This is a genomic window from Streptosporangium carneum (genome assembly GCF_027922005.1).
GTDB lineage: Bacteria > Actinomycetota > Actinomycetes > Streptosporangiales > Streptosporangiaceae > Streptosporangium > Streptosporangium carneum.
Window position 1 is genome coordinate 771,869 of record NZ_BSEV01000002.1, and the last position, 19,885, is coordinate 791,753.

At 70.8% G+C, this 19,885-nt stretch carries 17 protein-coding genes; 9 read left to right on the forward strand and 8 right to left on the reverse strand.

Annotated features, from left to right (window positions below):
• Positions 1-3: 3 nt before the first annotated feature.
• The 6 genes from PKF00_RS09300 (at position 4) to PKF00_RS09325 (ending at position 8,546) form a co-directional block, all read left to right on the forward strand.
• Positions 4-1,038: an SIS domain-containing protein gene (locus PKF00_RS09300; protein WP_271216970.1), complete on the forward strand. Its 1,035-nt coding sequence runs from the start codon at positions 4-6 to the stop codon at positions 1,036-1,038.
• A complete protein-coding gene (locus tag PKF00_RS09305; protein WP_271216971.1) occupies positions 1,035-1,970 on the forward strand; it encodes a BadF/BadG/BcrA/BcrD ATPase family protein in 936 nt (311 codons plus the stop codon). Before PKF00_RS09300 ends, PKF00_RS09305 begins: the two co-directional genes overlap by 4 nt.
• Positions 1,967-3,433, forward strand: coding sequence for a glycoside hydrolase family 3 protein (locus PKF00_RS09310; protein ID WP_271216972.1), 1,467 nt, complete (start codon positions 1,967-1,969; stop codon positions 3,431-3,433). The genes PKF00_RS09305 and PKF00_RS09310 overlap by 4 nt, the downstream gene beginning before the upstream one ends.
• A 6-nt stretch (positions 3,434-3,439) precedes the next feature.
• A complete protein-coding gene (locus tag PKF00_RS09315; protein ID WP_271216973.1) occupies positions 3,440-4,693 on the forward strand; it encodes an ROK family transcriptional regulator in 1,254 nt (417 codons plus the stop codon).
• Positions 4,694-5,126: 433 nt separating this feature from the next.
• Positions 5,127-6,833, forward strand: a complete 1,707-nt coding sequence (locus tag PKF00_RS09320) for a carboxylesterase/lipase family protein (protein WP_271216974.1) — start codon at positions 5,127-5,129, stop codon at positions 6,831-6,833.
• A gap of 66 nt (positions 6,834-6,899) precedes the next feature.
• Complete coding sequence (locus PKF00_RS09325) at positions 6,900-8,546, forward strand: outer membrane protein assembly factor BamB family protein (RefSeq protein WP_271216975.1); 1,647 nt, start codon at positions 6,900-6,902, stop codon at positions 8,544-8,546.
• 313 nt (positions 8,547-8,859) lie between these two features.
• Here the strand turns inward: PKF00_RS09325 and PKF00_RS09330 are convergent, their stop codons facing one another.
• The 3 genes from PKF00_RS09330 to PKF00_RS09340 all read right to left on the reverse strand — a co-directional run bounded on the left by PKF00_RS09330 (position 8,860) and on the right by PKF00_RS09340 (position 11,540).
• Complete coding sequence (locus PKF00_RS09330) at positions 8,860-9,999, reverse strand: methyltransferase domain-containing protein (protein WP_271216976.1); 1,140 nt, start codon at positions 9,997-9,999, stop codon at positions 8,860-8,862.
• A gap of 2 nt (positions 10,000-10,001) precedes the next feature.
• Positions 10,002-10,919 carry a radical SAM/SPASM domain-containing protein gene (locus PKF00_RS09335; protein ID WP_271216977.1) on the reverse strand — a complete coding sequence of 306 codons (918 nt, stop codon included), beginning with the start codon at positions 10,917-10,919 and terminating at the stop codon, positions 10,002-10,004.
• 345 nt (positions 10,920-11,264) lie between these two features.
• Positions 11,265-11,540 (reverse strand): ATP-binding protein, encoded by a 276-nt coding sequence (locus PKF00_RS09340; RefSeq protein WP_309298382.1) that lies wholly within the window; start codon positions 11,538-11,540, stop codon positions 11,265-11,267.
• 580 nt (positions 11,541-12,120) lie between these two features.
• Here PKF00_RS09340 and PKF00_RS09345 point away from each other — a divergent pair.
• Positions 12,121-13,014 carry a helix-turn-helix domain-containing protein gene (locus PKF00_RS09345; RefSeq protein ID WP_271216978.1) on the forward strand — a complete coding sequence of 298 codons (894 nt, stop codon included), beginning with the start codon at positions 12,121-12,123 and terminating at the stop codon, positions 13,012-13,014.
• Between the two features lie 13 nt (positions 13,015-13,027).
• On the forward strand, positions 13,028-13,243 hold the full coding sequence (locus tag PKF00_RS09350) for a DUF397 domain-containing protein (RefSeq protein ID WP_271216979.1): 216 nt from the start codon (positions 13,028-13,030) through the stop codon (positions 13,241-13,243).
• A gap of 665 nt (positions 13,244-13,908) precedes the next feature.
• Here PKF00_RS09350 and PKF00_RS09355 read toward each other — a convergent pair.
• The 4 genes from PKF00_RS09355 to PKF00_RS09370 form a co-directional block, all read right to left on the reverse strand.
• Positions 13,909-14,331: a type II toxin-antitoxin system VapC family toxin gene (locus PKF00_RS09355; RefSeq protein ID WP_271216980.1), complete on the reverse strand. Its 423-nt coding sequence runs from the start codon at positions 14,329-14,331 to the stop codon at positions 13,909-13,911.
• Positions 14,328-14,558 (reverse strand): hypothetical protein, encoded by a 231-nt coding sequence (locus PKF00_RS09360; RefSeq protein ID WP_271216981.1) that lies wholly within the window; start codon positions 14,556-14,558, stop codon positions 14,328-14,330. Before PKF00_RS09360 ends, PKF00_RS09355 begins: the two co-directional genes overlap by 4 nt.
• Before the next feature lie 165 nt (positions 14,559-14,723).
• Entirely contained in the window at positions 14,724-15,251 is a 528-nt protein-coding gene (locus PKF00_RS09365; protein ID WP_271216982.1) for a PH domain-containing protein, read from the reverse strand.
• Between the two features lie 54 nt (positions 15,252-15,305).
• Complete coding sequence (locus PKF00_RS09370; RefSeq protein WP_271216983.1) at positions 15,306-16,130, reverse strand: biotin--[acetyl-CoA-carboxylase] ligase; 825 nt, start codon at positions 16,128-16,130, stop codon at positions 15,306-15,308.
• A gap of 132 nt (positions 16,131-16,262) precedes the next feature.
• On the opposite strand from PKF00_RS09370, the gene fdhD reads away from it, so the two are divergent.
• The gene (fdhD, locus tag PKF00_RS09375) at positions 16,263-17,153 is read left to right on the forward strand and encodes a formate dehydrogenase accessory sulfurtransferase FdhD (RefSeq protein WP_271216984.1); all 891 of its coding nucleotides are present in this window, start codon (positions 16,263-16,265) and stop codon (positions 17,151-17,153) included.
• Between the two features lie 55 nt (positions 17,154-17,208).
• Here the strand turns inward: fdhD and PKF00_RS09380 are convergent, their stop codons facing one another.
• The gene (locus PKF00_RS09380) at positions 17,209-19,848 is read right to left on the reverse strand and encodes a phosphoenolpyruvate carboxylase (protein WP_271216985.1); all 2,640 of its coding nucleotides are present in this window, start codon (positions 19,846-19,848) and stop codon (positions 17,209-17,211) included.
• Between the last annotated feature and the right edge of the window lie 37 nt (positions 19,849-19,885).

The following is a 19,885-nucleotide window of genomic DNA, read 5'->3' on the forward strand; positions in this document are numbered from 1 at the left end:
AACATGGTTACAGCAACGGGCAATCATCCGAGCCCTCCGTGGAACTCGTTCGACCAGGCCTTCAGCAGCCAGCCCGAGGCGCTGACGCGACTCGCCGCGACGCTGCCGGACCTGCTCCGCCGGCACGCCGGGACGGACACGCGTCGCCTGGTCGTGTTCGCGATCGGGGCGAGCCACGCCGCGGCCCACGTGCTGACGGCGGGGCTCACCGCGCGGGGGGTTTCGTGCGAGCTGCTGACCGGGGCCGACTTCACCGCGGCCCAGGTGCGGCCGGGGACGACGTATCTGGGGATCTCCCAGTCCGGACGCAGCGTCGAGATCGTGCGCGCGCTGTCGGCGGCCCCGGCGGAGTCACGGATGAGCGTCGTCAACCGGACGCCGTCGCCGGTGGCCGACCTGACGCCGCGGCAGCTCTGGCTGGGCGACGTCGCGGACTCCCGGGTGTCGACCGTCGGCTACACCGCGACCGCGCTGGCCCTGGCCCTGTTGGCGGAGCACCTCACCGGCGGTGTCGACGAGGAACGCTGGCGCGCCTTCGGCGAACGGCTGCCCGCGGTGATGCGGCTGCGCGAGGCCGCGGGCCGCCTGGCGGCGGACCTCCTGGGCGCCGGTCACATCGACCTGGTCTCGTCGCGGGCGGGGATGGCCGCGGCCGAGGGAGGCTCGCTGTTGTTCCGCGAAGGCCTCGGGGTGCCCGCCTCCGCCTTCGACACCCGGTCGTACCTGCACGGCTTCATGGACAGCGCCAGGCCCGGCACCGTCCACCTGATCGTGAACTGCGGGACCGAGGCGCTGCTCGCCCGGCAGCTGGCCGACCACGGCGCCACGGTGCACCTCATCGGAGCCGAGCCGATCGAGTACGGCGGAACCGGTCCCCTGCACCAGATCCACCTGCCCGGGATGACCGAGGCCGAGCTGTCCGTCGCGGCGAGCGTGATCTGCCAGATGGTCGTCCAGGAGGCCTGCGCGACCACCGGCCGTCGCCCCGAGGACCCGGTGTTCACCCGCATCGACACGAAGGTCGGGGCGGCCGCGTGAGCACGCTCGATCAGCCGCGCCGCGGCGTCGCGGGCCTCGACATCGGCGGCTCGTACCTGAGGGTCCGCGTCGAGGACGCGGCCACCGGCGAGCCGCTCGCCGCGGAGACGAGACCCAACGCGGGCTGGAACGACCTGTCGCCGACGGGACGGGCCCGGCTGATCCGCGGTGTGCTGCGCCGGGTCACGCCGGCGGGCCACGTCCTGGCCGCGGTGGGCGTGGGCGCCCGGGGGTGCGACTCCGAGGCGCTGACCCGGGAGCTGGAGGCCGCCGTCTCCGCCGAGCTGGGGCCCGGCGTGACCGTCCAGGTCTGCAACGACGCCCTGCTGGTCGGCCTGGCCGGCGGGCGGGAGCACGCGCTGTCGGTGATCGCCGGAACCGGCGCCGTGGTCGGCGGCCGGACCGCGGACGGCGTCATGGTGCTCACCGACGGCTGGGGCTGGCTCCTCGGCGACCACGGGAGCGCGCCGCGCATCGTGGTCGACGCGCTCCGGCTCTACACCGCGTGCCTCGACCGTGGCGAGAGCGACCCGGTGTTCGGCCCGTTCGTGGCCGGGGCGTTCGCCGTCACCGAGGACCGCCGTCTCCCCGGAGCCCTGAAGCGCTCGCGGGAGACCCTCGGCGATTTCGCGGCGGGCGTCTTCGAGTGCGCGGAGGCCGGCTCGCACTGCGCCCGGCAGGCCATCGCCGACAACGCCTGGCGGCTCGCCGGCAACGTCGTGACGGCGCTGCGCCTCGGGGTCCGGGCCGACTCCGTGGTCGGCGCCGGTGCGATCATGGTCAAGCAGCCCGCGTTCCGGTCCGCGTTCGCCTCGGGGCTGGTCGCCCAGGAAGTGTCGCTGCCGCTTTCGGTCCTCGACACGGAGCCGGTCCTCGGGGCCGTCCGGCTCGCCCGCCTCGCACTGCGCAACGATGAGGAGCAACTGGCATGACAACCCACCTGCGTCACCTCGCCCTCGGCACCGTGCTGCCCGCGTTCGAGGGAACCACAGCCCCGGCGTGGCTGCTCGACCTGCTGCGGGAAGGGCTGGGCGGCGTCGTCCTGTTCGGACGCAACATCGTCTCACCTCAGCAGGTGGCGACGCTGGTACGGCAGATCCTGGACGCGCGCCCGACCGCCGTCGTGGCGATCGACGAGGAGGGCGGCGACGTCACCCGGATCCACCACGACGAGGGAAGCCCCTACCCCGGCAACCGCGTGCTGAGCGAGAACGGCGACCTCGACGCCACCCGGGCGGTGGGCCGGGGCATCGGCGCCGAGCTCGCGCAGCTCGGCGTCAACTTCAACCTCGCGCCGATCGGCGACTACGCGACCGACCCGCTCAGCCCGCTCACCACGCGCTCGTTCGGCCGTACCTCGCAGGTCAACGCCGAACACGCCACGGCCTGGGTCGAGGGCCTGCAGAGCGCGGGCGTGGCGGCGTGCCTGAAACACTATCCGGGACTCGGCGGGTCACTGCTGGACTCGCACCTGTCGCTCGGCCGGGTCGTCGCCGGGCGCGCCGAGTTCGAGTCGGAGCACCTGAGGACCTTCGCACGGGCCGCGGACGCGAACGTGGCGAGCATGATGACCGCCCATGTCGTGGTTGACTGTCTCGACCCCGGCGTCCCCACGACCTTGAGCGAGACTGTGATCGGCCACCTGCTCCGTGACGAGATCGGCTACGACGGCGTCGTCATCTCCGACGCGCTGGAGATGCGCGGCGTCCTGGACCACGCCTCATCGCTGCCCGCCGCCGCGGTCGGCGCGCTGCGCGCCGGTGTCGACGCGTTGTGCCTCGGCGCCGAGCAGTTCGAGGAGGCGACCCGGTCCGTCGTCGACGCGATCGTCGCGGCGGCGGAGTCCGGTGAGCTGACGGTCGACCGGCTGGAGGAGGCCAACCGGCGGATTCGGGCGATGGCCCGTGCCTATCCCGGCACGCCGGGCGTGCCCGGCTCGGCCGACACGACGGCCGAACGTTCGATCGGCCTGGCGGCGGCGTGGGGGGCGACCGTCTCCGACGGTGACGTGTCGATCGCCGGCGGCGGCGTGCACGTCCTGACGTTCGACGACCGGACGTCCATCGCGGCGGGGCCGGTCCCGTGGGGCATAGGCCCGGAGTTGCGCGCGGCCGGCGTCACGTTCACCGATCTGGTCCTGAGCCCGCCGATCCATGACCTTCCAGACCTGTCGGGCGTCGCGCCGTCCGACGTCGTGGTCGCGGTGGTACGGGACCTGCCGCGGCACCCCGGCAGCGCGGAGGTCTTCGAAAGGCTGAGGGCGCCACGCCTGATCGTCGTCGACATGGGATATCCGGGGACGGAGTATCCCCACGCCACCGGCGTGGTACGGACCTTCGGCGCGTCCCGGGCGAGCGCGGCCGCCGCCGTGCGCGCCCTGACCGGGATGGCGTGACCTCGATTGCATGACGACGCGCGTTCCGCGGAACTGCCTCCCACCCAGCGGCACGTCCTGAGCCACACGCTGGGGCACGGGTCGACCACCCGGCCCCGGCTGCTCGCGGCGACGGGTCTGTCGAAGCCGAGCGTCAACGACGCCGTCAGCTCGCTGGAGGGCGCCGGATACGTCCGCCGCAACGGCAGGCACGTCCCGGCGACCGGCAAGCCCGCCGTGCTGTTCGAGGCGGCCGACGAGGTCGGCTGGGCGCTCGGCATCGATCTGGGCAGCTCCCACATCGAGCTGATGGCCGTCGATCTCGCCGGGGTGGACAGCACGCACGTGTCCGTCACCGAACCCGGCCGGCCCGACGCCCCGCGCCGGCGCGAGCCGTCCACGTCGGTCATGGACCGGGCGGTCGAGCAGCTCGCCGAGTGGTGCCGCAGGCCGGACCGTCTGCGGAGGCTGCGGGCGGTGACGATCGCCGTCCCGCAGATCGTCGACGCGGGGCGGCGTCAGGTGTCGACCGCCGACGCCGACCGGGAGCGGGGCGCCGTCGCGGCTCTGCTCCGCGCGCTCGCGGCCCACTACGACGGCCCGGTCAGGCTGGAGAACAACGTCAACTGCTCGGCGGTGGCCGAGATGCGGATCGGGGTCGGCTCGGCGGTGCCGAGTCTGGCCTACCTGCAGCTCGGCGTCGGCGTCGGCGCCGGGATCATCACCGAGGGCCGCCTCGTCCGCGGCGCCCACGGCGCGGCGGGCGAGCTGTCGCGGCTGCCGTTCCCCTGGGCCGACGGCGCCGAGCAGGCCTCGCGGTACGCGATGGAGGATCGTCTGGCGGCGTCCCGCCTGGTCGACTCCTACCGATCGGGCAACCCCGGCGTCCCGGGCTCGTCCATCGGTGACGTGGTCAGGTCGATCCTGGCCGATGTCGCGGCAGGCTCGGCCGAGGCGAAGGCCCTCCTCGACGAGTACGTGCGAGACGTCGCCAGAGCGTGCGTCGCGCTCGCGGCCGTCGTCGATCCCGACATCGTGGTGATCGGCGGAGAGATCGGCGACGCCCCCGAGGTCGTCGAGGCGGTCCAGGCCGCGGCCCGGCCGCTGCACGAGTTCCTGGTGGTCTCCGGCAGCGTCGTCGGAGAGCTGGCCACCGTCCTCGGCGCGGTCGTCCTCAGCCTCGAGGAGGCGCACGCCCAGCTCCTCGGGGAGCACGCCGTCCACGCCACGGCCGCCGTCGACCGGCTGGGCACGACGCTGCCGCCCCAGCCCCGGAAGTAGCGGCCGGAGCCCCGGAAGCAGCGGCCGGGCGCCCGTCACCCCGCGGTCACCCCGTCCTGGCCGTCACCCCGCGGTCACCCCGTCCCGGCCGCCGCCCCGCGATCACCCCGTCCCGGCTCCCACCCCGCGATCACCCCGTCCCGGCCGCCGCCCGGCGTGTCCGATCACGTCACCGACGGTTACCGATAATGTCAGGACGCAGTCAGGATCGGGCTGACCGCTGATCGAGGTGATTCGACCGCTCACCGACGCGACGGGACCGGTGAGCGCTCTGGGAACACCGCTCGTCCACCCCGGCGCAGTGTGCCTGTTCCGCACCATCGGCCCGCCCTATGGTCAAGTTGCCCTTTCGTGTTCATTTGCCCGGCAGATCGAAGTCGGCCGACCGGCCGATCCCCCCAGTTCTGTTGTCGGTCCCAAAAGGAAATCCAGCATGAAGACGAAGAAACGGCACTTCGCGTTCACCGTGGGTGTGTCACTCGTCGCGGCGGCGATGGCGCTCACCTCCTCGGCTCCGGCGGCCGTCGCCGTAACCGGACGGCAGGCCGCGGTGACGGCGCCGACCGCCGCGCCCCCGTGGACGGCCGCCGCGTCCCCGCGGACGGCCGCCGCGTCCCCGCGGACGGCCGCCCCCGCGTGCGCGCCCGACACCACGGTGCAGACCGACCGCGGCCCGCTGTGCGGCCTGGTCACCAACAATGTCAGGTCCTGGCTCGGGGTCCCCTACGCCGCACCGCCCGTCGACAAGCTGCGCTGGGCGCCGCCCGAGCAGCACGCCCCGTGGACGACGACCCTGGAGGCGACGCAACGCGGCCTCCCCTGCCCCCAGCCCGCCTTCCTCGGCCCCGAGTCCTACGACGAGGACTGCCTGAGGCTGAACGTCGCCGCGCCGGTGAACGCGGGCGCCGAGCCGCTGGCCGTGATGGTGGAGTTCCACGGCGGCGGGTTCCGGCTCGGCTCCTCCACCGACGGGACGTACATGGCGGGCGCCGGGCGCGTGGTCCACGTCAGCGTCGACTACCGGCTCGGCATCCTCGGCTTCCTGGCGCACAAGGCGCTGGGCGCCCGCTCGGGGAACTGGGCGCTGCGCGACCAGCAGGAGGCGCTGCGCTGGGTCCAGCGCAACATCTCCCGGTTCGGCGGCGACCCGAACAACGTGACCATCTACGGCGCGTCCGCCGGAGGGTCCAGCGTGTGCGCCCACACCACCTCGCCGCTGTCGAAGGGGCTGTTCCAGAAGGGCATCTCGCAGAGCGGCGAGTACAACTCGCTGCGCGGCCACGAGACCATGTGGCAGACCCAGGACTGCAAGTCCGACCTGCCGACCGAGGCCGAGGCGCAGCAGGCGGGCGACCGCTTCGCCGCCGCCGTCGGCTGCGGGAACGCCGCGGACGTGGCCGCCTGCCTGCGCGCGGTGCCGGCCAAGACGCTGCTGGAGAAGGCCGGGGACGGGCTCGGCCCCGACAAGGGCACGCTGGCCCCGATCGTCGACGGCACGATCCTGCCTCTGTCGCCCGCCGAGGCGTTCGCGACCGGCCGCATCAACAAGGTCTCCCTCATGCACGGCGTGGACCGCGACGAGACCCAGCTCATGGGGGCCAACACCCCCGAGGAGTACGAGGCGCTGGTCAAGGAGCAGTACGACACCCTCGCCCCCGAGGTGTTCAAGCGGTACCCGCTGAAGCGCTTCCCCGCCCCCGCGGCGTTCATCGCCTACCGCACCATCGTGGCCGACTCCAACTCCGTCTGCCCCGCCATCCTCAACGACGAGCGGCTGGCCCGGCACATCCCGGTCTACGCCTTCCAGGTGGAGAACTCCGACGCTCCGCCGCTGTTCTTCCTGGACAAGACCAAGCCGAACGGCTCCTACCACATCAACGAGGTGCCGTACCTGATCTTCCCCAGGACCGACCTGAGCGCCAACCAGCAGACCTTCGGGAGCCAGCTGGTCGCCCAGTGGACCGGGTTCGCCAGGACCGGCGACCCGACGGTCGACGGCACGCCGTACTGGTCCAGGTTCACCCGCTCGCACCCCACGGTCATGTCCCTCGTGCCCGCGGGTGACAGCCAGCTGACGGAGGAGATCTCCAAGCAGCACCACTGCGGCTTCTGGAAGAAGTACATGGCGTTCAACCGCTGAACGGCTTCCGCCCGGCACCCCGCGTTGCCGGGCGCTCCCCCCGACCTGAAGAGGATCAAGTCTGCGATGCAGCCGAAACGACGCACGAGATTCCTGAGGACGGCCGCGGTGCTGACCGCGTCATGTCTGGCCGTGCTGGCCAACACCCCGATCGCGTCCGCCGCGCCCCCCGGAGGGGACGCCGCCGCGGAGGCGAGCGCGCTCACCCCGCCCCGCCTGCCCGGAGGCGACTGGCCCTCCTGGCAGAAGGACCTGAGCGGCTCCCGCTCCAACCACCTCGAACGCCAGATCACCCCGGCCAACGTGGGCGGCCTGAAGCTGAAGTGGGCCTTCGCCTACCCCAAGGACGCGGGCACGCCGCACAGTCAGCCCGCCGTCGTGGGCGACACCATCTACTTCGGCGCGCCCGACGGCCACTTCTACGCCCGTGACGCGCGGACCGGCGCCGCCAAGTGGGACTTCGACCTGAGCACCGTCGGCCCCCAGGGCCGCGCCGTGGTGCAGGACGGGGCCGCCGTCTCCGGCGGCAAGGTGTACTTCGGCGACGGCCGGGGTTACTTCTACGCGCTCGACCAGCGCACCGGCAAACTGGTCTGGGCGCGGCAGATCGACACCGAGGTGGCCGCGGGCGTCACCAGCTCGCCGATCGTCTACGGCGGCCGCGTCTACGTCGGCGTCTCCAGCGGCCAGAACATCCTCGGCAAGACCTTCCCCTGCTGCACCTTCCGCGGTCACATCGACGCCCTGGACGCCAGGACGGGCGAGCAGGTCTGGCGCTACTACACCGTGCCCGAGCCCAAGCAGAACGGCACCTGGCCGAACGGCGTGCCGAAGTACGAGCCGTCCGGCGCGGGCGTGTGGAGCACTCCGGCCATCGACCCGGTCACCCGCACCCTGTTCGTCGGGACCGGGCAGAACTACACCGGGAGCGGCGGCAACTACGACTCGATCCTGGCGCTGGACATCACGACCGGCAAGGCCCGCTGGACCAGGAAGATGACCGACGTCGACACCTGGCGGATCGAGTGCTCCTTCCCCACCCCCGAGGACAAGCAGTACTGCCCGAACCTGCCCGACGGCACCGCGCTGGACTACGACCTGGGCGCCGCCCCCAACCTCTTCAGCGCGGGCGGCAAGCGCCTCATCGGCATCGGCCAGAAGGCCGGCGTCTACCACGTGCTCGACGCCAGGACCGGCAGGATCGTCTGGCAGCGCCAGCTGTCCACGCCGATGCCCAGCGGCGGCCTGTCCGGCATCCAGTGGGGCACCAGCTTCGACGGTGAGCGCCTGTACGTCTCGACGTACATGGCCAGGCCCGGCACGCTGTTCGCGATCAACCCGGCCGACGGCCACATCCTCTGGAAGACCCCCAACCCCGAGGACGGCTGCACCACCGGCGGCGCGGCGCAGTACCCCAACGTCTGCCAGCTCGGCCACGGCCCCGCGGTGACCACGACGCCCGGCCTCGTCTGGCTGGGCAGCATGGACGGCAAGATGCGGGCCTACTCCTCGCGCACCGGCGAGGTCCTGTGGACCTACGACACCATCACCCCGGTCGACGGCGTCAACGGCCTGCCGGGCCGCGGCGGCGCGCTGTCGGGCGCGGGCGGCGCGGTCGTCTCGCACGGAATGGTCTACGTGCACTCCGGTTACATGTTCACCCCCTACCCCAACCCCGACCGCGGCTCGGTCCTGCTGGCCTTCGGCCTGTAGCGCCCCGCCGGGCCCCGGCCCTCGCGAGCCGGGGCCCACGGCGCGACCACCGCGGCCCCCCTTCTCCCCTCGGGGCAACGGCTCTCCCCGAGGGGTCCGGGCCGAGGGCGGCCAACCCCCGCCCCCGGCCCGCCCCGGAAAACGTCCCTCCGGAAAGCTTCACCGCACACCGTGGAGCGGCTCGTCGTCTACCTGGCGGACCTGGTCGGGGAGGGCGAGCTGTCGCGGTTGATGTCGTGCGCGGCCCGGTCGGTGACCGGGGGCGCTGGGGTTGTAAAGCGGCCTGAACACTCCCAAGCAGGACCGCTCGTGGTCATCCGATGGTGGCTTTCCACCGGCCGCGCCGCAAACAGATCGTCCCGTCCGGAGTGATGCGTGCGTAGGCACCACGTATCGGCAGCTCGCCGTGCTGAAGCCAGTAGTGCCGTACCTCGTCCAGCACGTCCCACAGGCGGCGTGGCCCGCCCTGGTGGACGGTGGGCGGCCCGTCTGCCTGGGCGCTGGCTCTGGCCCACGACCCGTCAGCGTGAACCATCCGCGCTGTGCGTCGCCCGTCGTCCGTCTCCTCGTAGTGGTGTTCGATGCCGGGGCAGACGACTTCCAGCATGGCGGGCAGATCCCAGTTGTAGGTGACGTTCAGCACCGGGTATCGGCATTGTGTGACCTCTTCTCCTTCGGCGTCCCAGAGCGTGTCGAACATGCCGCGCGCCCCGGGTGGGTAGTCTCCGCCGGAACGGGTCGGCATGAACATGGCCCGATCCCACTCGATACAGCCTTCGGCGCCGCCGTCGCTGCTTTTGCCCGCGGTGACGATCAGCGACGTGTTCGCGATGACCGTGGCGAACCGCCCGCCGGGCCGTAGCGCCGCCAGCCAACTCGCCGGGATCGGCTTCACCGACACCATGGAAACGATACGGTCGTACTCCCCCGGCAGGGGGCCTGTCGCATCGACGGGGAGAACCTTCGGGTGCAGGCCGAGGGTGTCCAGCCGTGAGGCAGCGGCCTCGACGAGATAGGGGTCGACGTCGATGCTTGTCACCCGGTCATCGCCGAGTTGCTGCGCCAGCAGGGCCGCACTGTAGCCCGACCCGGTGGCGACATCGAGTACGTCCGCCCCGTCGTAAATCTCAGCATGGCGGAACATCTGCGTCACCAGGCTCGGCAAGGTGGAAGACGACGTAGGCCGTCCGTCGACGGTGGCCCCCACATCGGCGTGGTCGGCGTGGACCCCGGCAACCTGAGTGACGACCGTTTGATCGTCGTAGGCCACACCCATCCACGCCTCAACGTCACTTGGGCCGTCATGCAATTCCCAGGTTCGGCTGTAGGCGCCGGCAGGCGTGTCCCACCAGCGCGGCAGGTGCCGGGGAGTGGCAGCGACCGGCTCGCGCCACCGCGACCCACGGGAGGTGGCGGCAGCGGCGAGCCGGGCAGCGCGGGGTTGCCAGTTCATGGTCACTTTTTACCGGGCGGGCTGAGCTCTGGGCTGCAGAAGCGTGGATCACAAGCCGAATTCTCCGAAGGCGGGCAGTCATTGCCGTCCTGCTCGGTGGGGCGGCAGCTGTTCTTGTCCGGCTGACACTCCCTGCCCGCCCGAGGAGCGGGAACCATGTCGAGGACCTGACTCCATGTGACACCGGCCAGGAGGTCAGCCAACGGCGAGGCCAGCACATTACCGGCGCTCATGGTCCGCGACATGGGGCACGGGGTGAGGCTGCCATCCGGCAGCACTGCGGCCGTCCCCCGACCGCATGCACCGCACAGCTCAGCGGGGTCCAGGGCTCCGCGGGAGGGACGGCCCAGCAGCCGCACCCGGTCGACGCCGATCTGCGTGACGCCGAGCCCCGTCAGCAGCGCCTTGCCCTCTTCGACACGCTGGCTTTCGGTGACATGGACTATGCCGACCCGCAGCGGGATCCCCCGCTCCAGCGCCGTGGTGATGTTCTTCTGGGTGCGGGGCAGGGTGTTGCGTCCGGTGATCAGCATGTGCTCGCGGGCGTCGTCGGTGTAGAAGCTCGTGGCGAGCCGTACCCCAGGCCGGGACAGCATCTCCCACAGCGGGTCCGGAACGTACACCAGGTTGGAGTACACCTCGACCTCGACCTTGGAGGCCAGAGCGTGGTCGATCAGATCCGGCAACGCCTTGTGAAGGGTCGGCTCGCCCCCGATGAACTGCACATGCGAGATGCCGAGCGCGGCAGCCTGGTCGATCACCCTCTTCCAGTCAGGGATGGTCATGGTGCCGTCCGTCCCGGCCGGCGAGCTGGAGGCGTAACAGTGAACGCATTCAAGCTGGCACTTGCCGGTCGGCTCCAGCCACAGAAACCGCAGTTCGGTGCTGGTAAACGGGGTCTGGTGTTGTAGAGCGGTCATCGGTGTCCCCTTTCGCGAAAGGAGGTCGTGACGGCGCGATCGTTACTGGCTGGAGGTAGGTGGTGCAGGCCAACCGGGTGCCACTCCTGACTGGTCCGCACCATGGGCTTCGAGTCACCCCATCTCTTGTGACCGTCATGCCGTCGAGGGAGGACTTGGATGCTTGAGCATGTCCATTACCGCAGGTCCCGCACTCCGATAGTGCGGGACTCCAGCGGCGCGGGTCAGCCGAACGGCCGATTCACCACCCCGTACCTGGAGTCCATGCATTGCGCATGGCGGGAGATGACGTACGAAGGACGCGACAGTTCAGGGGCTCCAGGTCCTCAGATCGTCGCACCGGTCTCATTCCGCCGCCTCGGTCGCGAGGTCGGTGAACACGGCGGAAGAACCGGGCCAAGCACTCTCCGCCGGAAGCGCCGGTGAAGCCACCAGCGTGCACCACACGATCTTTCCCCCGCCCTTCGGCCGGCAGTAACCCCAGCTGCTCGCGAGCAGGTCCACGAGGTAGAGGCCGCGCCCGCCCTCGTCGTCCGGGCCGGGATCCCTGAGAACGGGCGAGGTACGGCCGGCGTCCCAGACGCGCAGCACGACCGTCTCCTCGGCCTGGTACAGGTCCATCCAGATGCGGGTCCGGACTCGCCAGGGCGGCCGTCTCCAGCGCGGCGAGGGACGCGGTGTGCGCCTTGATCGCGTTGGAGACCAGTTCGGAGACGACGAGCCGGGCCGTCTCGACCAGCTCGTCCCGTCGCCCGCCCTCCAGCACGCGCTGGACGTGCACGCGGGCGTAGTAGGGCGAGGTGGGGAAGACGGAGAGTTCCAGGTAGTGCGCTCTGCGGCTGACACCGGTCATTTCTCTCTCGATCCTGCTCGGCATGTCGGGCACAGGACCGGCACCGCTCGCAGCCGGGGGACCGCTCCCTCATGGGTGGCGAGGGCGCGGTGCCGGTCCTGTGGGGGCACGACCGGGAGCGGCAGGGGGCTGCCGCCGGTCGTGCCGCTTGCGCCGGGCGGACACCTGACAGGGGTGGGCCGCGTCGGGAGGGAAGGTCGTCCGCCCGGCCGCTTGGGGAAATCACACGTTCCGCCTTCCAGGGAGGAACCGGCCTGGAAGGCTTTACGGTGAGAGCATGCACCATCACACTGAGTAAATGCAATGCAGGCTTTTACACTGCCCGCATAGTCCAGAAGAGCGTTAAAGATGCAGGAGAAAGGCAGGATGGGCGAAATTGCACCCCTGTCACCAGCCAGACGTCAGCCGCCCACGGTGCGTCTGCGTCGTCTAGCGGCAGAGCTACGCCGCCTTCGCGAGGAGGCCGGGCTCTCCCAGGCCGAGGTGAGCGAGAAGACCGACATCAACCTCGCCACGCTTCACCGGATGGAGACGGCCAAGACCAAGCCGCAACTCCGGACGCTCAATGCCCTGCTCGACGTCTACGGCGCCACCGGCAGCCGCCGGACCGCCCTGGTGAAACTCCAGAAGGAAGCCAAACAGCGAGGCTGGCTCCACGGCTTCGAGGCCGATCTTCCCGGGCAGTACAGCGCCTACATCGGCCTGGAAGCCGAAGCGCAGCAGGCCGTCAATTACGAGTCGCTGTTCATCCCCGGCCTGCTGCAGACCGAGGACTACGCGCGGGCGGTGATCCGGGGAGTACGGCCGACCGTCACCGACGACGAAGCCGAGACCCGCGTCGCCGCCCGGCTACAGCGGCAGGCCCTCCTGGAAGGCGACACACCCCTCCGGCTGTGGACGATCCTGGACCAGGCAGCCCTGTCACGAACGGTCGGCAGCGACACCATCATGCGTGACCAGCTCACACATCTCGTCCAGCAGGCCAAGCGCCCGCACATCACCCTTCAGATCATCCCGTTCTCCGCCGGAGCTCACTCGGGTATGCCCGGCAGCTTCATCGTCCTGAAATTCGGCACGGATGGCCCCGACGTAATCCACATTGACAGCATGGCCGGCGGTCTGTTTCTTGAGAAAGAAGCAGATATCCAGCGATACAACCACATTTGCGAGCATCTTCGCGCGGTGGCGCTCAGCCCGAACGACTCGGCCGCACTCATCGTCTCCCTACGCGAAGACCGCTAGCGGGAGGAGCAGAATGCAGCAGCCCCACCCCTCCGACGGGCACTGGCGCAAGAGCAGTCTCAGCGCCGACGGCCCGAGCTGCGTCGAAGTGGCCTTCATCGACGACTCGGTCGCCGTCCGCGACACCAAGAACCGCCAAGGCGGCACCCTCACGTTCCGCCACGACACCTGGACGGCCTTCGTCAGCGGCATCAAGCAGGGCGGCTTCGACGATCTCGTACTCCGGTGACGGCATCGCCGGTGTGATCGATGCGGGACCTCCCGCACTCGGTGGCCCGGAAAGAACGAGTACGGCAGGCGACTGGATCGTCAGGCTGGCTTGACGTCAGGCCAGCCTGACGGAACACTCGGTGCCATGGCGACTCCCGAGCATCTCGAACGTCGATTCACGTTGCTCACCGCGGTCGCGCGCTATGACGCGCTACGCACTCGCGACGTCCTCGCATCACCGGCCGAGGAGGACACCCCCGAATCCGTACCGATCGATCAGGGCATGAGACCTCTGACCCGGGAGGAGACGCTGGAGCTCCTCGCGCCGGGGGAGGTGATCGCGCGCAAGGCGGGCCACGGACGTCAGCTCACGGTGCGATCGGCCCGCGAAGCCGGTGCCTCGTGGTCGCAGATCGGTGCCGCGCTGGGAACCACCAAGCAGGCCGCCTGGGAGACGCACAACAGGTGGATCGACGAGCAGGCCAGGCAGCACCGGGACGAAGGCCACTGGGGCTGGGAGGGCGACGAGGTGGCGGCGGCGCGCGCTCGCCGGCGAGTCCGAAGCCGAGGAGAGCGAAGCCTGAGGGTCCGGGCCGAGGGCGGCCGACCACCGCCCCGGCCCGCTCCAACACCCCCGGAAAAGCCTCACACCACCGCTCCAGACGTAGCCGGTGACATGAGAAGTCAGCCAGGAATCAGCGTAAGGGCGGCGACATGGGCGGGACGAACCACAGAGAAGTCTCTGGTGTCGATGGTGAACACCTCGGTGATCCCAAAACGCTCGGCGACTGCGACCACCGAGGCATCAGCCGATCCGAGCGGAAGATCTGAATAACGCTCCACCAGGTCGGCGATACGGTCAACGTCCTCGTCCGTGAGATCGACCAGCTGAAAGACTCCGGCCCTCAGAGAGCGTAGAAAACCCGCCTCCGCCTTGGCTCCACCGAGCTTGCCAAGCATGTAGGCGACCTCACCGGCCACAAAACCCGGCACAAGGAGCTTTCGCCGTTCTCGGCGCAACCTGGTGAACACCTCGACACAGACATCGTGCTTACGGTCGTTTCGGATGGCAGCGGCAACGATGGGGCCGGTGTCAACGACGATCACACTTCGTGACCATACTCCTGACGCAAGATCTCTTCAGTGCGTTCGGCGATGTCGTCCTGCTCAGTGGTCACCGACCCGAACCAGGCAGGCGGCCACTCCTGGTCTGACTCGCCCTCAGTGGAGTGAACGAGACGCAGAGTGTGCGCACGCACCTCATGAAGCTGGTCCGGCGTCAGCCGGTCAACCAGCCGATGCATGTCCTCGTACTCTTCGGGAGCAGCGGTCATACCCGGAGTCTATGCCAGCCGATCCGGAAAGCATCGCTCATCGGCGCCGATCCGCCCCACCTCGGCACTCGCCGTACCGGTGCCGGGAATGTCACGGGCACGGCGAGAGCAAGAGCCTTCGCACCGACGGCGTTCACGCCTCCGTGCCGGTGATGTTCACACGGGTCAGCGTTGGGCGGGCTGGGGGCCTCGGGGTTCCTCGTCGTCGGTCGCCTCGTCGACGGCGCGGAACAGGTCGGCCCGCACCTCTTGAATTCTGGGGATGTCGCGCAGCGTGACGTGGCCGTGCTCGCCCGCCGACTCGACGTTGAGCGTGCCGCTGCCGAACATCCGCTCCAGCAGGGTCTGGTCGGCGCTGACCGTGTTGACCTTGCTCATCGGAATGTCCTCGGTGGACTTGTTCAGCACCCCGGTGCTGATCGTGAGCCGGTGCGAGGTGAGCACGTACGCGGTGTTCTTCCACTGCACGTACGGCACGAAGGACCACACGGTCATCAGCCCGACGGCGATCACCGCCACCGCGATGCGCGCGTAGGAGTCGTATTCGAAGGCGGGCATGATGAAGATCGCGATGCTCGATCCCACGATGATGACGACCAGCGCGAAGAGCGGTGCGACGAGGCGCTTCCAGTGGGGGTGGAACGCGCGGATGCGCAGCTCCCCCTCCGCCAGTTGATGATCAGGCAGACCCATGGGGCAAATCGTGGCACGCCCGGGCCCTCCGCGCCACGAGACGTGCGGATGAAGTCACGAAACGTGCGGACGAACGTGCACGACGTCACCGACGCTCAGGGTGTGCCTGCGCCCGTCGGACTCGACGAGCAGGTGGCCCGACTCGTCGATGCCGGTCGCGAGACCGGTGAGGACCCGCTCACCCGGCAGCTCGACCCGAACCTCACGGCCGACCGTCGCGCTCAACCCCAGGTAGGCGGCCCGCAGCCCGCACGCGTCGGCGTCGCCGTCGGTCTCCGACCATTCGCGGTAGTGGGTCTCGATCTCGCGCAGAATCGCCCTGAGGAGCGGGTCGCGGTCGACGCAGGCGGCGTTCTCGACGGCCAGCGAGGTGGCGGTCCCGACGGGCAGCTCGTCGGGACGGACGCTCACGTTGAGCCCGACGCCCACGATCACCGCGCTGTCGACCCGCTCGGCGAGCACCCCGGCGAGCTTGCGCTCCCCGACCAGCAGGTCGTTCGGCCATTTCAGGCGGGCGTCCACCTCGGCGACCCGGCGCACCGCCGACGCGACGGCCAGGCCGACGAGCAGCGAGAGCCAGCCCTGCCGCGCGGGGGCGGGGTCGGGGCGCAGGAGCACCGAGAACGTCAGCCCCGAACGAGGGGGCACGCTCCAGACGCGGCCGAGCCTGCCGCGACCGGCGAACTGCGCCTCCGCGACGACCACGGCTCCCTGCCTGGCGCCGTCGCGCACCGCCTGGGCGAGGTCGGCGTTGGTCGAACCGGTCCTGCCGACGACGGTGATGTCCGACCACAGGCCGCCGGGGCGGACCAGGGCACGGGTGAGCGCCGCCTGGGAGAGCGGCGGGCGGTCGAGATCGGTGAAGGGCGAGTCGAACACTTATCCATCTTCCCGCCCCAGGCGACCGCCTGTTACCGAATTAGGGCAATGAGCAGGGAATACTGTGAAGGTAGGTGACAGTCGCCACGGGGCGGTGGTGTCGACAGGCACGTCAGGCACCAGGATGGGGACATGAGCAGAGCTCTCGATCCGCGCGATCTGGCAGGCAGCGGCCCCTCCGAGGCCGTCAGGCGCCCGGGGCCCAGCACCGTGACCCGGGTCAGGGAGGTGGCGGGCGGGGTCGTCAGGGACAGACGCGACGACCTGGCGACGGAGGAGCCGCTGGAGATCAGGATCCAGTCGGGCGAGGCGCGCAGAACGGTCGCGATCACCATGCGGACCCCCGGCGCGGACTTCGAGCTCGCGGCCGGTTTCCTGCACGGCGAGGGACTGGCCTCCGCCGGGGAGATCGTCTCCATCGCCTACTGCTCGGACGACGACGTGGCGCCCGAGGCGCGCTACAACACGGTGACCGTACGGCTGCGCGGCCCCCTGCCGGAGCTGCCCGCCCTCGACCGGCACTTCGTGACGTCCAGCGCCTGCGGCGTCTGCGGGTCCGCCAGCCTCGACGCCCTGCGGGACCGGTGCCTCCCGCTTCCTCCCGGCGACGGCCCCCTGCTGTCCCCCGAGGTCCTGTACGGCCTGCCGCACCGACTCAGGCGGGCTCAGGGCGTGTTCGGCAAGACCGGGGGGCTGCACGCCGCGGGGCTGTTCACCTCGGGCGGCGAGCTGGTGGCGCTCCGCGAGGACGTGGGGCGGCACAACGCGCTGGACAAGCTGGTCGGCTGGGCCCTGACGAACGGGACGCCGTCGCTGGGCGAGCACGTCCTGATGGTCAGCGGGCGCGCCAGCTACGAGATCATGCAGAAGGCCCTGAGCGCCGGGATCCCGGTCGTCTGCGCCGTCTCCGCCCCCTCCTCCCTGGCCGTGGACCTGGCCAGGGAGTTCGGGATGACGTTGGTCGGCTTCCTGCGCGAGGAGCGCTTCAACCTCTACTCGGGCGCGGAGCGGGTCGCCGTCTGACCTGTCGGCAGGCCTGACGGCGACCCGGCCGTGCGGTGTTCCGGCCGGTGGGGGGTCAGCCGGTGTTCTGCAGGCCCGCGGCGACGCCGTTGACCGACAGCAGCAGCAGCGTCGACAGGCGCTCGCGCTCCTCCTCGGACAGGGCGTCGTCGGAGCGCAGGGCGGACAGGGCGCGCAGCTGCAGGTGCGACAGCGCGTCCACGTACGGGTCGCGGAGCTGGACCGCGCGCGAGAGCACCCTGCGGTTCTCCAGCAGGCGGCTGTGGCCGGTGATCTCCAGGGCCAGGCGGCGGGTGCGGTCGTACTCCCCGAGCACCTGCTCGACGAAGTCGTCCCGCCCGCCCAGCGCGAGGTAGCGGGCCGCGATGTCCCTGTCGGTCTTGGCCAGCGACATCTCCACGTTGTCCAGCAGCGAGGCGAAGAGCGGCCACTCGCGGTAGGCGGCGCGCAGCTCGTCGATGCCCGACTCGGAGATCACCGCCTCCAGGCCGCTGCCCAGGCCGTACCACCCCGGCAGGTTGACCCGGGTCTGCGCCCAGGCGAACACCCACGGGATGGCCCGCAGGTCGTCCAGGGACCTGGGTGCGCCGAGACCCCGCCTGGCGGGGCGGGAGCCGAGACGGAGCGAGCCGATCTCCTCAAGCGGGCTGACCAGCGAGAACCACTCGGGGAAGCCGGGCGCCTCGGTCAGCGACCGGTAGGCCTTCTCCGAGGCGGAGGCCACCTGCTCGGCCACGCCGCGGAAGCGCCCCGCCGCCTCGGCCGTACGGGCCTCGATGGTCGGCGTCGAGGCCAGCAGCACCGCGGAGGTGACCTGCTCCATGTGGCGGCGGGCGATGGCGGCGTGACCGTAGCGGGCGAAGATGACCTCACCCTGCTCGGTGACCTTGAACCTGCCGCCGACCGAGCCCGGGGCCTGCGCGAGCACGGCCCGGTTGGCCGGTCCGCCGCCTCGGCCCAGCGCGCCGCCCCTGCCGTGGAAGAGCGTCAGCCGCACGTCGTGCGCGGCGGCCCAGGCGGTCAGGGCCTCCTGCGCCTCGTACAGCTTCAGCGTCGCCGCGGCGGGGCCGAGCTCCTTGGCCGAGTCGGAGTAGCCGAGCATGACCTCCAGGCGACGGCCGTTGGCCGCGAGCCTCTCCTGGATGCCCGGGATGGCCAGCATGCCGGTCAGCACGGCCGGGGCGTTGGCCAGGTCGGCGCCCGACTCGAACAGCGGGACCACGTCGAGCCTGGGCGCCCTGTCGCCGAGCGCGTGCGCGGCCAGCGCGTAGACCGCGGCGATGTCGTCGGCCGAGCGGGTGAAGGAGACGACGTAGCGGGAGCAGGCGGTCGTGCCGAAGCGCTCCTGGATCCAGCCGATCGTGCGGATGGTCGCCAGGACCTCGTCCGTGCGCTCGGAGGTCCGCCCATCGGCCAGCTCGGCCAGCGCCTCGGCGTGGACCTGCGAGTGCTGGCGCACCTCCAGTTCCGCCAGGTGGAAGCCGAACGTCTCCACCTGCCAGATGAGGTGCTGCACCTCGCCGTACGCCTGCCGGGGCGCGTCGGCCGCCACCAGGGACTCCTGGACGGTCCGCAGGTCGGCCAGGAGCTCCTCCGGCGAGCGGTAGGCCAGGTCGAGGCCGCGCTGCCGGGTCGCCCTGATCCTGGCGGCGACGAACAGCAGCCACTGCCGGTGCGGTTCCTGCGGCGAGCGGGTGGCCATCTCGGAGACCAGCTCGGGGTGGTCGTTCTCCGCGGAGGCGAGCGCCGCGGCGAGCTCCGGCGAGGCGGGCGTGTAGGAGGCGGTGAGCGTGAGGGCCCTGCCGATCCTGAGCGCGGCGTTCTCCAGCGCGATCAGCACGTGCTCCGACTGGATGAGCACGGCGTCCCTGGTCACCTTCGCGGTGACGTTGGGGTTGCCGTCACGGTCGCCGCCGATCCAGCTGCCGTAGCGGATGAAGGCGCGGGCCAGCGGCTCGCGGACGCCGGTGCCCTCGCCGAGCGCGGCGTCCAGCGAGCGGTAGACCAGCGGGATCACCCGGAACAAGGTCTCGTCGAAGGCGGCCATGGCGGTGCGGACCTCGTCGAGCGGGTCGAGCTTGGTCGACCTGAGCTGCGCGGTCCGCCACAGGAGGTCGACCTCCTCCAGCAGCCGCCGCCTGGTCTCCGCCCGCTCGGCGGCTCCCCGCTCGGGGCTGTTGTAGGCGGCGAGCCTGCCGCTGATCCGCTGGATCGCGGTGACCACCGCGCGCCTGCGGGCCTCGGTCGGGTGCGCGGTCAGCACGGGGTGCAGCCGCAGCCCCTCGACCAGCTCGGCGACGCGCTCGCCGCCCAGCTCCTGGACGGCCTGCGCGATGGACTCCGGCAGCGGCTCCTCACCGGTGTCGCGGACGCGGAGGGTACGGATCCTGAAATGCTCCTCGGCGAGGTTCGCCAGATGGAAGTAGCACGTGAACGCGCGGGCGATCTGCACCGCCCTCTCGATCGGCCACTCGGCGACCATGGCGGTGATCTCGTCGCCCGAGACCTTCCCGCGACGGGCCGCGATGACGGCCTTTCTGAGGCGTTCGACATCGGCGAGCAGGTCGTCGCCGCCGTGCTCGGCTATCACCTGCCCCAAGAGCCCTCCGAGCAGCCGCACATCCGCGCGCAGCTCGTCGGGCATCTCGGTGACAGCGGATGAACGTTCTGCCTGGGTGTTCGCGATGGCGGACATATTCGTCAGCGTAGTCAGTCCGAATTCCCGGGCGGAG

Excerpts from the sequence above, each read along its gene's own strand:
- PKF00_RS09365 (WP_271216982.1), bottom strand. The coding sequence starts at position 15,251 with ATGGGTCTGCCTGATCATCAACTGGCGGAGGGGGAGCTGCGCATCCGC.
- PKF00_RS09320 (WP_271216974.1), top strand. The coding sequence starts at position 5,127 with ATGAAGACGAAGAAACGGCACTTCGCGTTCACCGTGGGTGTGTCACTC.
- PKF00_RS09340 (WP_309298382.1), bottom strand. The coding sequence starts at position 11,540 with ATGGACCTGTACCAGGCCGAGGAGACGGTCGTGCTGCGCGTCTGGGAC.
- PKF00_RS09330 (WP_271216976.1), bottom strand. The coding sequence starts at position 9,999 with ATGAACTGGCAACCCCGCGCTGCCCGGCTCGCCGCTGCCGCCACCTCC.
- PKF00_RS09325 (WP_271216975.1), top strand. The coding sequence starts at position 6,900 with ATGCAGCCGAAACGACGCACGAGATTCCTGAGGACGGCCGCGGTGCTG.
- PKF00_RS09345 (WP_271216978.1), top strand. The coding sequence starts at position 12,121 with ATGCAGGAGAAAGGCAGGATGGGCGAAATTGCACCCCTGTCACCAGCC.
- PKF00_RS09360 (WP_271216981.1), bottom strand. The coding sequence starts at position 14,558 with ATGACCGCTGCTCCCGAAGAGTACGAGGACATGCATCGGCTGGTTGAC.
- PKF00_RS09350 (WP_271216979.1), top strand. The coding sequence starts at position 13,028 with ATGCAGCAGCCCCACCCCTCCGACGGGCACTGGCGCAAGAGCAGTCTC.
- PKF00_RS09310 (WP_271216972.1), top strand. The coding sequence starts at position 1,967 with ATGACAACCCACCTGCGTCACCTCGCCCTCGGCACCGTGCTGCCCGCG.
- PKF00_RS09335 (WP_271216977.1), bottom strand. The coding sequence starts at position 10,919 with ATGACCGCTCTACAACACCAGACCCCGTTTACCAGCACCGAACTGCGG.
- PKF00_RS09380 (WP_271216985.1), bottom strand. The coding sequence starts at position 19,848 with ATGTCCGCCATCGCGAACACCCAGGCAGAACGTTCATCCGCTGTCACC.
- fdhD (WP_271216984.1), top strand. The coding sequence starts at position 16,263 with ATGAGCAGAGCTCTCGATCCGCGCGATCTGGCAGGCAGCGGCCCCTCC.
- PKF00_RS09300 (WP_271216970.1), top strand. The coding sequence starts at position 4 with ATGGTTACAGCAACGGGCAATCATCCGAGCCCTCCGTGGAACTCGTTC.